Below are 13,828 nucleotides of genomic sequence, written 5' to 3' on the forward strand. Positions count from 1 at the left end.
GCACCACACCCTTGGCATGCGCCTCGGCGAGGGCGTCGGCGAGTTGGGCCAGGATCGGCACGGCGCGGGCGACGGGGAGTCCTTGGGGGTGGCGGGCGGCGACCGCGGCCAGGTCGGTGCCGTCCAGCAGTTCCATGACCAGGAACAGCGTCCCGTCGTCGGTGTCGGTGTCGAACAGGACCGCGATGCCGGGGTGCTGGAGGCTCGCGGCGATCTCGGCCTCGCGCCGGAACCGCGCCACGGCCTGCTCGGACGCGCCGCGCGAGGGGAGCACCTTGATCGCGACCGTGCGGTTCAGCCGCAGGTCCGTCGCCCGCCAGACCTCGCCCATGCCGCCGCGGCCGAGCAGCGAGTCCAGCCGGTACCGCCCCGCCAGCACTCGCCCGCCGCGCATGAGCTCCTCACCGAGTACCCGTCCAGCCCACCGGGAATGATCTCCGGTTCGCGGGTGCCCGTCCAGACGGCTCAGGAGGCGGTCACTTGATGATGACGTTGTCGTCCGGGGCGGACTCGTCGGGGGTCCAGCCGTCGTGGCCCGCGTCGACCTGCCAGTGCTTGCCCGCGAAGCGGACCTCGGTCAGGCCGTAGACCTGGGCGTGCGTCACCGCCCACGTCGCGGCCGCCCAGCCCTCGCGGGCGTTGCCGACCTTCACCGAGTTCCAGGACTCCGGGTCGGACGCGGCACCTGCCGCGAGCGCGCCGGGGCCGCTCACCTGGAGCCTGCTGCCGAACGCGCGGCGCATCTCCCGGAGCGCGTCCGGGCGGCGCGAGTCGGTCCGCTTGTCGGGCGGGAACCAGCACCGCGCCGTGCCCGGCTCGCGGCCGGTGAACGCCGCCGCGAGCAGCCCGCCCTCGTCCTCGTGCTGGGCGTAGGCCTCGCCGTCGGCGCTGCGCTGCACCTCCTGCGCCGCGATGTGGAGGTCGTGGTCGAGATAGTCCTTCACCTGGACCAGCGCGTCGAAGAACTTGCTGGTCGACACGACGGGGTCGCGGAGCTTGTCGGGGGTGCCCCAGCCCTGCGAGGGACGCTGCTGGAACATGCCGACCGAGTCGCGGTCGCCGCCCGGCAGGTTGCGGATGTGCGACTCCTGGATCGCGGTCGCGTAGGCGATCACCACGGCCCGCTCGGGGAGCCGCTTGCGGAACGCGACGGCGGCGATCGTGGCGGCGTTCGCGCCCTGCTCCAGGTCCAGGGACATCTTGCCCGCGCTCGCGGTGACCTCGCAGCCGGACCCGTGCAGGTAGGGGCGGGCCCGCTGGAAAAGGGCGTAGCCGCCGACGGCCAGCAGCACCACGACGACCGCCAGGCCCGCCGCCCACGCCGAACCGCCGCGCCGGCGGCGCCCGCCGCCGGCGTCGGGCACCTTCCCGGGGTGCCCCCGCAACCTCGCCCAAACAGCCACGCGAAGACGGTACCGGGGAATGGCCACCAGTAAGCTCAGGAGGCATGACCGAAACGTTCACCAGCCCGATCTCCGGCGGCATCGACGAGCTGTGGGAGCGGCGCGCCGACCTCACGCCGGACGACGCCGACGCGCGGGCCGCCATCGTGGCCGCCGTCGACCAGATCGACACCGGCGAGGCCCGCGTCGCCCACATCGACCCCGCGTCCGACGAAGTCGTCGTCGACGAGCGGGCCAAGCGGGCGATCCTGCTGAGCTTCAAGGTCCTCGGCATGGTGCGCTCCCAGGTCGGCGACTTCCGGTACCACGACCGCATCCCGCTGAAGAGCCGGCTGGACGGCGTCCGCGTCGTCCCCGGCGCGATCGCCCGCTGGGGCTCCTACCTGGCGCCCGGCGTGGTGCTGATGCCGTCGTTCACCAACATCGGCGCGTACGTCGACTCCGGCACGATGGTCGACACGTGGGCGACCGTGGGCTCGTGCGCGCAGGTCGGCAAGAACGTCCACCTGTCCGGCGGCGTCGGCATCGGCGGCGTGCTGGAACCGCCGAACGCCAAGCCCGTGATCATCGAGGACGAGGCGATGATCGGCAGCCGCTCGATGATCGTCGAGGGGGCGCGGGTCGGGAAGGGCGCCGTCGTCGGCTCCGGGACGAACCTGTCGGCGTCCATGCCGGTCATCGACGTGGAGACCGGCGAGGAGATCAGCCGGGGCCGCATCCCCGACTGGTGCGTCGCCGTCGGCGGGACCCGCTACAAGGAGTTCAAGGGCGGGACGTTCGGGCTCCCGGCCGTGCTCATCCTCAAGCGGCTCGAAGAGGGCCAGCGGCACGACAAGGCGTCCCTCAACGACATCCTCCGCGACCACGGCATCAACACGTGACCGACGGCGCCTCCGCGCCGGCCGTCCGCTAGAGCGGGGTCTCGGTGATCCTGAGGGGGCGGCCGGTGAGGACGGCGGCCGCGGCGGCGTAGCCGGGGCCGGGCGTGAGGTCGGCCAGCCGGACCGGCGAGACCGCCGCCTCGCCGTCCCACTCCAGCACCTCGGGCGGCTCGTCGGGCGCGGTGAGGCGGATGGCGGTCATCGGGGCGGCGAGGCCGTGGCCGGTGGCCTTCAGCAAGGCCTCCTTGCGGCTCCAGTAGGCGTGGAAGCCGCGCCTGCGGTCGGGCATGGCCGCCAGCGCCGCCCGCTCGGGCTCGCTGAGGACCATCTTGGCGAGCCCGTCGATGTCGCGGTCGCTCTCCCGCTCGACGTCCACGCCGACCTCGGCGCCCTCGGCGAGGACGAGGACGACCCGGTCCCCGGAGTGCGACAGCGAGAAGTCGACGCGGGCGCCGGGGAGGCGCGGCTTGCCGTGGGTGCCGGCGCACAGCCGGCAGTCGGTGCTGAACCGCATGGCCCGCGGGTCCAGGCCGGTGACCTCGGCGAGCGCCGTCCGCGCCAGGAACCGCCCGGTGACGAACCGGGCCTTGTCCTCCGCGCGGATGAAACGCTCGTAGCGTTCGCGCTCCCCGTCGTCGAGCAGCGCCCGCATCTCGGGGTCGTCGGCGGGGACCGCCCAACGGACGGCGCACTCCAGCATCTCCACCACGACTCGATGATAGGACTTGAGCATGGGGCTGGATCTTCTCTCCGACGTCGCGGACCTCACGGCGGCGATCGTCGACATCGAGTCGGTGAGCGGCGCGGAAGGACCCCTCGCCGACGCCGTCGAGGAGGCGCTGCGCGCCCTCCCGCATCTGACGGTCGAACGCCACGGCCACAACGTCGTCGCCCGCACCGATCTCGGCCGCGACGAACGGGTCGTCCTGGCGGGCCATCTCGACACCGTGCCGCTGAACGGCAACCTGCCGTCCCGCGTGGAGGGCGACCGCCTCTACGGCTGCGGGACGACGGACATGAAGAGCGGCGTCGCCGTCGCCCTCCGGCTCGCCGCGACCCTCACCGAGCCGGTGCGCGACATCACCTACGTCTTCTACGAGTGCGAGGAGATCGAGGCCGAGCGCAACGGGCTGCGGCGGCTCGCGGCCACGCGCCCCGAGCTGCTCGCCGGTGACTTCGCCGTGCTGATGGAGCCGACCGGCGCGCTCATCGAGGGCGGCTGCCAGGGCACGATGCGCGCCGAGGTCACCGCGACGGGGGAGCGGGCGCACAGCGCGCGGGCGTGGATGGGCTCCAACGCGATCCACGCGGCCGGGCGGATCCTGGACGTCCTGCGCGCCTACGAGCCGGCCCGCCCGGTCGTGGACGGCCTGGAGTACCACGAGGGCCTGAACGCCGTGTTCATCAGCGGCGGCGTCGCGGGCAACGTCATCCCCGACGAGTGCGTCGTCACGGTGAACTACCGCTTCGCTCCCGACAAGTCGCCCGCCGACGCCGAGGCGTACCTCCGGGAAATCTTCCGCGGCTTCGGGGTGAAGATCACCGACAGCGCGTCGGCCGCGCGTCCCGGGCTGACGCACCCGGCCGCCGCCGCGTTCGTCGCCGCCAGCGGCGCCGCCGTCCGCGCCAAACTCGGCTGGACGGACGTCGCGCGCTTCGCCGAGCTCGGAATCCCGGCCGTCAACTACGGCCCCGGCGAGCCGACCCTCGCCCACACCCGCGACGAGTACGTGGAGATTCCCCTGATAGCGGAGTGCGAGCGACGTATGCGCACGTGGCTGGAGGGCCCCGTTAACGTGGCCTCATGACATTGAATCCTCAGTCCCCCCTCCGGCGGCAGGGGCCCGCGACGCTGCGGGGCAGGGCCGTCCCCAAGACCACCACCGACCAGCGGCTGCTGGACAGCCGCGGCCCCGTCGACTGGGTGCACGCCGACCCGTGGCGCGTGCTGCGCATCCAGGCCGAGTTCGTGGAGGGGTTCGGCCTCCTGGCGGAGCTGCCGAAAGCGGTCAGCGTGTTCGGCAGCGCCCGCACCAAGCCGGACTCCGCCGACTACAAGCTCGGCGTGGAGATCGGCGCCAAGCTGCACGAGGCCGGCTACGCGGTGATCACCGGCGGCGGCCCGGGGATCATGGAGGCGGCCAACAAGGGGTGCGACGAGAGCGGCGGCCTGTCGGTCGGGCTCGGCATCGAGCTGCCCTTCGAGCAGGGCATCAACGACCACGTCGACATCGGGCTGCAGTTCCGCTACTTCTTCGTCCGCAAGACGATGTTCGTCAAGTACTCGCAGGCGTTCGTGGTCCTGCCCGGCGGGTTCGGGACGCTGGACGAGGTGTTCGAGGCGATCACCCTCGTGCAGACCGGGAAGATCACCCGGTTCCCGATCGTGCTGGTCGGCACCGAGTTCTGGGGCGGCCTCATGGACTGGATCCGCGACCGGATGCTGACCACCGGCAAGATCGCCGCCCATGACCTCGACCTGGTCCACCTCACCGACGACCCGGACGAGGCCGTCCGCATCATCGTCGAGGGCCACTCCCGCGCCGAGCAGGAGCTCGCCGAGGCCCGCGCCCGGCAGGAGACCGCCCGGCAGGTCCAGGAGGCCGAGCAGGCCGAGTAGGCGAGCAGGCCGGGCGGGGTCAGCCGGTGTCGCGGTGGGACGCCGTCCGGGACGCGATCGCGTGGAGCACCGCCGCCATGTCCGCCTGGCCGTGCCCCAGGGCGAGGGTCTCGCGGTAGAGGGCGTGGCAGGCGTCCAGCAGCGGCGAGGCGACACCGGACGCACGGGCCGCCTCGGCGACGAGGCGGTTGTTGTCCAGCACGTTGACGATGGACGCCTGGACGGTGAAGTCGCGGTCGACGAGCTTGCCGGCCTTCGCCCGTGACACGGTGCTCGCCATCGGGCCCGCGTCCAGGACGTCCCGGAGGAGCCCCTGGTCGAGGCCGTTCCGGTCGGCGAAGTGGAACGCCTCCACCAGCCCGGTGACCATCGTGATCAGGAACAGGTTGACCGACAGCTTCATCAGCAGCGCGCTCGGGACGGCCCCGCACACGAACGCCTCGTGGCACATCGGCCGGAGCAGCGGGCGGACGGTCTCCACGGCGGACGGCTCGCCCGCCAGCAGCGCCACCAGCCGCCCCGTCTCGGCGGGCCCGCGCGAGCCGGAGACGGGGGCCTCGACGTACCGGCCCCCGGCGGCCCGCACGTCGGTTTCGAGGCCGCGCGAGTAGCCGGGCGACGTCGTCCCCATGTGGACGATGACGCGCCCGGCGACGTTCGCCACGAACCCGGGAGTGCCGCGTCCCAGCACCGCGTCGATGGCGGGGCCGTCGGCCAGCATGAGCAGCACGACCCGCGCGCGCCGGCACACCTCCGCGGGGCTCGCGGCCACCTCCGCCCCCGCTTCCCGCAGCACCTCGCTCGCGGCGGCGGTGCGGTTCCAGACGACGAGGCGGGTGCCCGCGCGGGCGAGGTTGAGCGCCATCGGCCGCCCCATGACGCCTAGCCCGATGAAACCGACGTCCATGTCCACCACCGCCTCCGGCCGGGATCGCCGGCCTTGCCAGTTATGACAACGGTCATGATAATGATCCTGGTGAAGCTGGCAATAGCCACTTGAAACAGCGTCAGCCACGTGAAACAGCGTCGGGAGGCGGCATGGGAGGCGCCGAGCGGGGGCCGCGGGAGCGGATGGTCTTCAGCGCGGCCCAGCTCATCCGCCGCGACGGGGTCACGGCCACCGGCCTCCGGGAGGTCGCCGACCACGCGGGGGCGCCGCGCGGCTCGCTGCAGCACTACTTCCCTGGCGGCAAGGAGCAGCTCGTCAACGAGGCCGTGGAGTGGGCCGGCCGCTACGCGAGCGCGCGGGTCGCCCGGTTCATGTCCGCGATGTCACGGCCCACCCCGGGCAGGCTCTTCGCGGCGATGGCGAAGCAGTGGACCGACGAGTTCCGGTCGGCGGGCTTCGCCGGGGGCTGCCCCGTGGCCGCGGCGACGGTCGACTGCGCGGACTCCGCCGAGTCGACCCGGGCCGCGACCGCCGCCGCGTTCGCCTGCTGGCGCCGCCCCGTCGCGCGGGAGCTGGCCGGGATGGGCGTCCCGGCCCGCAGGGCGGAGGCGCTCGCCACGTTGATGATCAGCGCGCTGGAGGGGGCGATCCTGATGGCGCGGGCCGAGCAGAGCGTCCGCCCGCTCAGGACCGTGGTCCGCGAACTCGCGCCCTACCTCGACTCCTGCGCCGCCGAAGCGGAGTGACCGGGCGGCGGGCGCGGCCGCGTGCGGACGGGGGTTCGGGGGCGAGCCGCCCGCCGACGACGATGCCGTACAGGAGGTGGTCCAGGGCCGTCCCCGCCCGCCAGGCGACACCGTGCTCGTGCGCGTGGTGGACGCCGAGCAGCGGGGCGATGCCGACCTCGAAGCCGAGCCAGATGAGCAGGCCGTAGACGGGGCCGCTGGCGGGCCTGCTCCGGACGCCGCGCGGCAGGAGCCCGTACGCCGCGCCGCCCGCGGCGCCGTAGGTCCAGTGCAGCAGCTCGGTGACCGCCGCCTCGTGCCGCTCGGGCAGCCCGCTGACGAGCGGCACGCGCTGCTCCACGATCGCCTCGGGCGGGCTCTGCTCGCGCGGCCCGACGGCCGCGGTCACCGTCCGCACCCCGGTCATCGCCATGGCGCCGACGAGGCCCCGCGCCCCGGCCCTGACGACCGTCCCGGTGCTCCGCTCCGGCATCCGCGATCCCATGGCGACCTCCCTGCGCGTGACATCTCTGCCCCCTGATCCGGCGAACATGCGCCGGGCCGGGGGAGGCGGTATATGAGCCGTGCACTTACTGGACGCCGTCACTTACCGGGCCCCTTTTCCTGTTGCTATAGCTGAGGTGCTGCCCCGCCGCGCGAAAGCGTCGAATCGGGCATGCGCATTCGTCTGCGGAAGGGGTGGGGGTGTCGGTGGAGAACGGACCGGCCAGGGTCGCCAGGAGTTTCGCGCACGCCCGCGCTGTGGCCGATGCGATCCTCTACGAGGGCTACCTGCTCTATCCCTACCGGCGCTCGTCCGGCAAGAACCGGGTGCGCTGGCAGTTCGGCGTCATCGTGCCGCCTGCCTGGGCCGACGCGCACGGGCTGACCGACACGAGCGTGGCCGGCTCGGCCGAGGCGCCCTGGCAGCAGACCGAGTGCCTGCTCAGCGCGCCCGACGACGCCGCGGTGACGTGCCGGGTCCGGTTTCTGCAGACTCAGCGGAAAAGTGTGGAAGAGCGGCTTCCGGAAGGGTCCTTTCATCCGGCCGATTTCGTGAACGCCGGGGAACGGATGGAAGTCGGTTTCGACGAGGCCGTGCCGCAGGAGTTCGACTTCCGGATCCCGCTGCGGGATCTGCGGGCCGGGGAGCAGAAGTTCGAGCTGCGCGCACCCGGGGGCGAGGACACCGCCCCGATCCTCGACGACGAGGGCCGCGTCGTCGGACGCGCGGTCCGCAGGCGGTGGCCCCTGACGGCCGTCGTGACGCTGTCGGCGACCCCGCCCGCGGCACCCGGCGAGGCCCCGCCCCGTGCCGACCTGACCCGTGCCGACCTGCCCCGTGCTGACCTGCCCCGTGCCGACCTGCTCCGCGTGCACATCGCCAACACGGACGCGGCGACGGCGGCGGACGCGCCCCGCGACGAGGCCCTGTGCCGATCGCTGCTCGCCTGCCACGTCCTGCTCGGCACCGACGACGGGGCGTTCCTCTCCCTCCTGGACCCGCCCGAATGGGCCGCCGCGGCGGCCAGGGAGTGCGTGAACGTCCACACCTTCCCCGTGCTCACCGGAGAGCCGGGCGACCGGCACGCCGTCCTGTCCTCGCCGATCCTCCTGTACGACCACCCGCAGGTCGCCCCGGAGAGCCCCGGCGACCTGCACGACGCGACGGAGATCGACGAGATCCTCTCGTTGCGGACGCTCACGCTCACCGACGAGGAGAAGCGCGAGGCGCGCGGCACCGACCCGCGGGCCGCCGCGATCCTGGACCGGACGGAGTCCCTGTCGCCGGAGGCGTTCGCCCGCCTGCACGGCACGATCCGCACGCCGCTGCCGGAGAGCGACGGCGCCGGGGTCGTGGTCGCCGGGGTGCCCGTCGCGAAGGGGAGCCGGGTGCGGCTGCGGCCGAGGACCCGCGGCACCGACCCCCAGGACCGGTTCCTGGACGGCAGGACCGCGCTGGTCGAGGCGGTGATGACCGACGTGGACGACGGCACGCACCTCGCGGTCACCGTCGAGGACGACCCGGCCGCCGACCTCAACCAGTGGTACGGGCGGTTCCGGTACTTCGCCCCCGACGAGGTCGAGCCCCTGCCCGCCGCCGCGGACGGGGAACCGCGGTGAGCCGGGTGCTCGTCGCCGGGATCGGCAACGTGTTCCTCGCCGACGACGGCTTCGGCGTGGAGGTCGCCCGGCGCATCCTGCGGGACGGCCCGCCGGACGGGGGCGCGCTCCCGGACGGCGTGCGGGTCGCCGACTACGGCATCCGCGGCGTCCACCTGGCCTACGAGCTGCTGGAAGGCCGGCACGACACGCTGATCATGGTGGACGCGGTGCGCGTCGAGGGCCCGCCCGGCACCCTCGCCGTCATCCACGTGGACGCGGCCGCCGTGGACGACGCGGTCGCCGGCGCGGACTTCGCCGACCCCCTCGGCCCCCCGGCCGTCGACGGGCACGGCATGAACCCGACGGCCGTGCTGCGGCTGCTGCGGCGGCTCGGCGGCGAGATCGGCCGCGTCCTCGTGGTGGGCTGCCGGCCCGCCGTCCTGGAGGAGCGGATGGAGCTGTCCGAGCCCGTGCGCGCCGCGCTGGACGACGCCGTCCGGCTCGTCGCGGACCTGGCCCGGGACGAAGCGAACAGGGAAGTGGAGCGGACCAATGCATGAGGCGGGGATGTGCGAGGGGATCGTCGAGGCGGCCCTCCGGCGGGCGGACGGCCGCCCGGTGCGGGGCATGCGGGTCCGCGTCGGCGGCCACCCGGTCGACCCGGAGGTGATCGAGCAGGGCGTGCGGGTCGCCGCCGCGGGCACCGCGGCCGAGGACGCCGCGCTCGACCTGGTGCTGGAGCCGCTCTCGGTGCATTGCGACCGCTGCGGCGCCCGGACCCCGGTGAACTCCGCCACGGCGCTGGCGGCGTGCCCGGCGTGCGGGTCCGTCGACGTGCGGAGCGCCGGGCGGGAGGACGTCGTCCTGGAGTCGATCACCGTGGACGCGCCGGCCGCTGAGCCGGCCCGCGACTGAGGAGGCACACGTGAACGGCGAGAACGGGTTCAAGGAGATCCACATCCTGTGGATCTCGGAGGGCATGAGCTGCGACGGCGACACCGTGTCGATCACCGCGTCGGGGCAGCCCTCGATCGAGGACGTGGTCAACGGGCTCATCCCGGGACTGCCGAAGGTGCACCTGTACAACAAGGTGCTGTCGCCGACGCAGGGCGGCGAGGACTTCCTGGCCCCGTTCCGGGCGGCGGCCCGCGGTGAGCTGGAGCCGTTCATCTTCGTGCTGGAGGGCTCCGTTCCCAACGAGAAGATCAACGGGGACGGGCACTGGTCGTCGTTCGGCAACGACCCGGAGACCGGGGAGCCGGTGACGCTCGACTGGTGGCTCGACCGGCTCGCGCCGCGGGCGTGGGCGGTCGTCGCGGCCGGCACGTGCGCGACGTACGGCGGCATCCACGCGATGGCGGGCAACCCGACCGGGTGCATGGGGCTCGCCGACTACCTCGGGTGGGACTTCCGGTCGGCGGGCGGACTGCCGATCGTCAACGTCCCCGGCTGCCCGGTCCAGCCCGAGAACTTCATGGAGACGCTCACCTGGGTGCTCCAGCACGCGGCGGGCGGCGCGCCGCCACCGCCGCTGGACGACATGCTCCGGCCGCAGTGGATCTTCGGCAAGACGGTCCACGAGGGCTGCGACCGCGCGGCCTACTACGAGCAGGCCGACTTCTCCAAGGACTACAACTCGCCGAAGTGCCAGGTGAAGATCGGCTGCTGGGGTCCGGTGGTGAACTGCAACGTCCCCAAGCGCGGCTGGATGGGCGGCGTCGGCGGCTGCCCGAACGTCGGCGGCATCTGCATCGCCTGCACCATGCCGGGCTTCCCGGACAAGTTCATGCCGTTCATGGACGCCCCGCCCGGCGGCAGCCTGTCCACGACGCTGATCAAACCGTACGGCGCCTTCATCCGCCGGATGCGCGGCCTCACCAACGCGACCGCGAACAAGGAACCCCGGTGGCACCACAACCGCGAGGTGCTGACCAGTGGCTACAACCCGCGCTGGCGGCCCTAGCCCCAACCCGAGCAGTCAGAGAGGACACATCGATGGCGAAGACCGCGCCGAGGCCCGCCGGGACCGAACCCGGGCAGCTCGTGGAGATGTCGTGGGACCCGATCACCCGCATCATCGGCAACCTCGGCATCTACACCAAGATCGACTTCGCGAACCGGCGGGTCGCCGAGTGCCACAGCACGTCCTCGCTGTTCCGCGGCTACTCGGTGTTCATGAAGGGCAAGGACCCCCGCGACGCGGGCTTCATCACCAGCCGGATCTGCGGCATCTGCGGCGACAACCACACCACGTGCTCGGTGTACGCGCAGAACATGGCGTACGGCATCAAGAACCCGCCGCTCGCCGAGTGGATCCTCAACCTCGGCGAAGCGGCCGAGTACATGTTCGACCACACGCTCTTCCAGGACAACCTCGTCTTCGTCGACTTCTGCGAGGCGATGGTCAAGGACACCAACCCGAGCGTGCTGAAGAAGGCGAAGACCACCGACGCGCCGAACGCGGCCGTCCACGGGTACCGGACGATCGCCGAGATCATGGAGGCGTTCAACCCGTTCGAGGGGGCGGTCTACAAGGAGGCCCTGCAGATCAGCCGCACGACCCGGGAGATGTTCTGCCTGATGGAGGGGCGGCACGTGCACCCCTCGACCGTCTACCCGGGCGGCGTCGGGACGATGCCGACCCCGACCCTGTTCACCGACTACCTGTCCCGGCTGATCGGCATCGTCGACTTCGTCAAGAAGGCCGTCGCGATGAACGACGACGTCTTCGACTTCTTCTACGAGGCGCTGCCGGGCTACGAGGAGGTCGGGCGCCGCCGCGTCATGCTCGGCTGCTGGGGCGCCTTCCAGGACCCGGCGGTGGTCGACTACCGGTACGAGACGATGGACCGGTGGGGCAAGGCGATGTACGTCACCCCCGGCATCGTCATCGACGGCGAGCTGCTCACCACGAACCTGGTCGACATCAACCTCGGCATGCGCATCCTGCTGGGCAGCTCCTACTACGACGACTGGGTGAACGAGGACCCGTTCGTCACCCTCGACCCGCTCGGGAACCCGGTCGACATGCGGCACCCGTGGAACCAGACCACGGTCCCGGTTCCGCAGAAGCGCGACTTCAATGACAAGTACTCCTGGGTGATGAGCCCGCGCTGGCTGCACCCGCAGACCGGGGAGCACCTCGCGCTGGACACCGGCGGCGGCCCGTTCGCGCGGCTCTACACCACCGCGCTGGCCGGGCTGGTCGACACCCCGTACGTGAAGTCGACCGGGTCCAGCGTCCAGATCAACCTGCCGAAGGGCGAGCGGCTGCCGGAGATGACGCTGGAATGGCGCATCCCGAAGTGGTCCAACGCCCTGGAGCGCGACCGGGCCCGCGGCTACTTCATCGCCTACGCGGCGGCGATGGCGGTGTACTTCGTCGAGCAGGCGCTCGGCCGCGTCCACGACGGGGACACCCGGGTCTTCGACGACTTCGAGGTCCCCGACGAGGCGATCGGCTGCGGGTTCCACGAGGCGGTGCGCGGGGTCTTGTCCCACCACCTCGTCATCAAGGACAAGAAGATCGCGAACTACCACCCGTACCCGCCGACGCCGTGGAACGCCAGCCCGCGCGACATCTACGGCACGCCCGGCCCGTACGAGGACGCCGTCCAGGACATGCCGATCTTCGAGGAGAACGGCCCGGACGAGTTCAAGGGCGTCGACATCATGCGCGCCGTCCGCAGCTTCGACCCGTGCCTGCCGTGCGGCGTCCACATGTACGTCGGCGGCGGGCGGACGCTGAAGAAGATCCACTCGCCGATGTTCGGTGCGACCCATGAATGACGGGCCGCGATCCCGCCTGGACGAGGGGGAGGTGGCCGACCGGCTGGCCCGGCTGGACGAGACACTGGGCCGGCTGGAGCAGACGCCCGGCGCGACGGCCGAGACCGCCCTCGACTCGGTCGCCATGCTGACCGAGGTCTACGGCGAGGCCTTGGCGCGGGTGATGGAGCACATCCCCACGGCCGCTGCCGAGGCCCTGGTGGAGGACGACCTCGTCGGCCACCTGCTCGTGCTCCACGGCATCCATCCCGAGCCGGTCGAGCGGCGCGTCGCCCGGACCCTGGACGGTCTCCGGCCGCGCCTGAACCGGCAGGGCTTCGAGGTCGACCTCGTCGGCATCGAGGCGGGGACGGCACGGGTCGGGCTGAAGGGCGGCGGCTGCGGGGGCGGCGCGGAGACCGCCGGGGAACTCGTCCGGGAGGCCGTGCTGGCGGCCGCCCCGGAGCTGGCCGGGGTGGAGCTCGTGGCCCCGAAGGCCCCGGCGGCGTTCGTCCCGGTCGACGCGCTGATGCGGCCGCCCGCGGCCGCGGCGGACGGTGCCGCGTGAGGTCCGGGGCTCTCGACCGGGCGATCCGGCGGGCGTCCGCCGCCGCGGGTCCGGCGGCGCGCGAGGAGGCCGACACCTGCGGCCTCTGCGACGCGCCCGCGCCGGAGCCGCACGCCCACGTCCTGGACGAGAGCAAGGGCGAGCTGCTCTGCGCCTGCCGCGCGTGCGGCCTCCTGTTCGAGCGGGAGGGCGCCGGATACGGCCACTACCGGCTCGTCCCCCGGCGCCGGGAGAGGCTCCGCGGGGTGCCCGCCGCGGAGCTCGGCGTCCCGGTCGGGCTGGCGTTCTTCACGGCCGGACCGGACGGTTCCGTCACCGCCCGCTACCCGAGCCCCATGGGCGCCACCGAGTGGACCGTGGACCCGGGCACCTGGGCGGACGTGACCGCCCGCGCCCCGCGGCTCGCGGAGCTGCGCCCCGGCGTCGAGGCGCTGCTGGTCAACACGGTGCGCGGCGCCGACGAGCAGTGGCTCGTGCCGATCGACGACTGCTACCGGCTCGTCGCCGTGATCAGGCGGTCATGGACGGGCCTGTCCGGGGGAGACCGGGTGTGGGACGACATCGACGCGTTCTTCAGGGACCTGACAGAGACGAACTCACCAGGGACGAAGGAGCACTGATGGCCGAGATCCGCGTGGGGAAGCCGGACGTGAAGCCGGACGCGCCCTCGCACGTCAAGGGCGTCCGCCAGGGCAACGCGAAGGGCGCCTACAAGAACGAGGTCGGGCACCACGAGGACGGCACCGCCGACTCGCGGCGCTCGACCGGGATCCGCGCCGGCAGGCGCGATCCGATCCTGCCGAGCATGCCCAACGTGCCGCCCGGCTGAGCCGAGGGAGGGGGGAGGAAATGCGGAAGGCAATGATCG

At 72.8% G+C, this 13,828-nt stretch carries 17 protein-coding genes; 12 read left to right on the plus strand and 5 right to left on the minus strand.

The annotated features are described in order from the left end of the window. Both E1266_RS15615 and E1266_RS15620 read right to left on the minus strand, forming a co-directional pair. On the minus strand, positions 1 to 394 hold a 394-nt coding region (locus tag E1266_RS15615), incomplete at its 3' end, for a serine/threonine-protein kinase (RefSeq protein ID WP_132047510.1). 82 nt (positions 395 to 476) lie between these two features. Continuing rightward, on the minus strand, positions 477 to 1,403 hold the full coding sequence (locus E1266_RS15620) for a hypothetical protein (RefSeq protein WP_243718443.1): 927 nt from the start codon (positions 1,401 to 1,403) through the stop codon (positions 477 to 479). A gap of 44 nt (positions 1,404 to 1,447) precedes the next feature. Here E1266_RS15620 and E1266_RS15625 point away from each other — a divergent pair, with 44 nt between their 5' ends. Continuing rightward, complete coding sequence (locus E1266_RS15625; RefSeq protein WP_132047512.1) at positions 1,448 to 2,284, plus strand: 2,3,4,5-tetrahydropyridine-2,6-dicarboxylate N-succinyltransferase; 837 nt, start codon at positions 1,448 to 1,450, stop codon at positions 2,282 to 2,284. A gap of 28 nt (positions 2,285 to 2,312) precedes the next feature. Here E1266_RS15625 and E1266_RS15630 read toward each other — a convergent pair whose 3' ends face one another. After that, positions 2,313 to 2,984: a 4'-phosphopantetheinyl transferase superfamily protein gene (locus E1266_RS15630; protein WP_132047564.1), complete on the minus strand. Its 672-nt coding sequence runs from the start codon at positions 2,982 to 2,984 to the stop codon at positions 2,313 to 2,315. Between the two features lie 31 nt (positions 2,985 to 3,015). Between E1266_RS15630 and dapE the strand changes: the two genes are divergently transcribed. Together dapE and E1266_RS15640 are read left to right on the plus strand one after the other, a co-directional pair. Continuing rightward, positions 3,016 to 4,092, plus strand: a complete 1,077-nt coding sequence (gene dapE / locus E1266_RS15635) for a succinyl-diaminopimelate desuccinylase (RefSeq protein ID WP_132047514.1) — start codon at positions 3,016 to 3,018, stop codon at positions 4,090 to 4,092. Further along, entirely contained in the window at positions 4,089 to 4,904 is an 816-nt protein-coding gene (locus tag E1266_RS15640) for a TIGR00730 family Rossman fold protein (protein ID WP_132047516.1), read from the plus strand. The genes dapE and E1266_RS15640 overlap by 4 nt, the downstream gene beginning before the upstream one ends. Before the next feature lie 19 nt (positions 4,905 to 4,923). On the opposite strand, the gene E1266_RS15645 is transcribed toward E1266_RS15640, so the two are convergent. Next, the gene (locus E1266_RS15645; protein WP_279436324.1) at positions 4,924 to 5,919 is read right to left on the minus strand and encodes an NAD(P)-dependent oxidoreductase; all 996 of its coding nucleotides are present in this window, start codon (positions 5,917 to 5,919) and stop codon (positions 4,924 to 4,926) included. Between the two features lie 23 nt (positions 5,920 to 5,942). On the opposite strand from E1266_RS15645, the gene E1266_RS15650 reads away from it, so the two are divergent. After that, a complete protein-coding gene (locus tag E1266_RS15650) occupies positions 5,943 to 6,539 on the plus strand; it encodes a TetR/AcrR family transcriptional regulator (protein ID WP_132047520.1) in 597 nt (198 codons plus the stop codon). Here E1266_RS15650 and E1266_RS15655 read toward each other — a convergent pair. Continuing rightward, entirely contained in the window at positions 6,478 to 7,023 is a 546-nt protein-coding gene (locus E1266_RS15655; RefSeq protein WP_207945667.1) for a hypothetical protein, read from the minus strand. The two genes, E1266_RS15650 and E1266_RS15655, sit on opposite strands and share 62 nt — an antisense overlap. Before the next feature lie 206 nt (positions 7,024 to 7,229). Here E1266_RS15655 and E1266_RS15660 point away from each other — a divergent pair, with 206 nt between their 5' ends. The 8 genes from E1266_RS15660 to E1266_RS15695 are packed head-to-tail and all read left to right on the plus strand — an operon-like array spanning position 7,230 to position 13,789. Next, positions 7,230 to 8,642, plus strand: a complete 1,413-nt coding sequence (locus E1266_RS15660; RefSeq protein WP_132047566.1) for a hypothetical protein — start codon at positions 7,230 to 7,232, stop codon at positions 8,640 to 8,642. Further along, positions 8,639 to 9,184: a hydrogenase maturation protease gene (locus E1266_RS15665; protein WP_132047522.1), complete on the plus strand. Its 546-nt coding sequence runs from the start codon at positions 8,639 to 8,641 to the stop codon at positions 9,182 to 9,184. Before E1266_RS15660 ends, E1266_RS15665 begins: the two co-directional genes overlap by 4 nt. 7 nt (positions 9,185 to 9,191) lie before the next feature. Next, a complete protein-coding gene (locus E1266_RS15670) occupies positions 9,192 to 9,539 on the plus strand; it encodes a hydrogenase/urease maturation nickel metallochaperone HypA (protein WP_243718445.1) in 348 nt (115 codons plus the stop codon). A gap of 10 nt (positions 9,540 to 9,549) precedes the next feature. Continuing rightward, positions 9,550 to 10,587, plus strand: a complete 1,038-nt coding sequence (locus E1266_RS15675; protein ID WP_243718446.1) for a hydrogenase expression protein HypE — start codon at positions 9,550 to 9,552, stop codon at positions 10,585 to 10,587. A 32-nt stretch (positions 10,588 to 10,619) separates the two neighbouring features. Continuing rightward, positions 10,620 to 12,413, plus strand: a complete 1,794-nt coding sequence (locus tag E1266_RS15680) for a nickel-dependent hydrogenase large subunit (protein ID WP_132047526.1) — start codon at positions 10,620 to 10,622, stop codon at positions 12,411 to 12,413. Next, positions 12,406 to 12,960 (plus strand): NifU family protein, encoded by a 555-nt coding sequence (locus E1266_RS15685; protein ID WP_132047528.1) that lies wholly within the window; start codon positions 12,406 to 12,408, stop codon positions 12,958 to 12,960. The genes E1266_RS15680 and E1266_RS15685 overlap by 8 nt, the downstream gene beginning before the upstream one ends. Further along, positions 12,957 to 13,580, plus strand: coding sequence for a DUF5947 family protein (locus E1266_RS15690; protein ID WP_132047530.1), 624 nt, complete (start codon positions 12,957 to 12,959; stop codon positions 13,578 to 13,580). The genes E1266_RS15685 and E1266_RS15690 overlap by 4 nt, the downstream gene beginning before the upstream one ends. Beyond that, on the plus strand, positions 13,580 to 13,789 hold the full coding sequence (locus E1266_RS15695) for a hypothetical protein (protein ID WP_132047532.1): 210 nt from the start codon (positions 13,580 to 13,582) through the stop codon (positions 13,787 to 13,789). The genes E1266_RS15690 and E1266_RS15695 overlap by 1 nt, the downstream gene beginning before the upstream one ends. Positions 13,790 to 13,828 lie beyond the last annotated feature (39 nt).

Source organism: Actinomadura sp. 7K534 (assembly GCF_004348575.1).
Classification (GTDB): domain Bacteria; phylum Actinomycetota; class Actinomycetes; order Streptosporangiales; family Streptosporangiaceae; genus Spirillospora; species Spirillospora livida.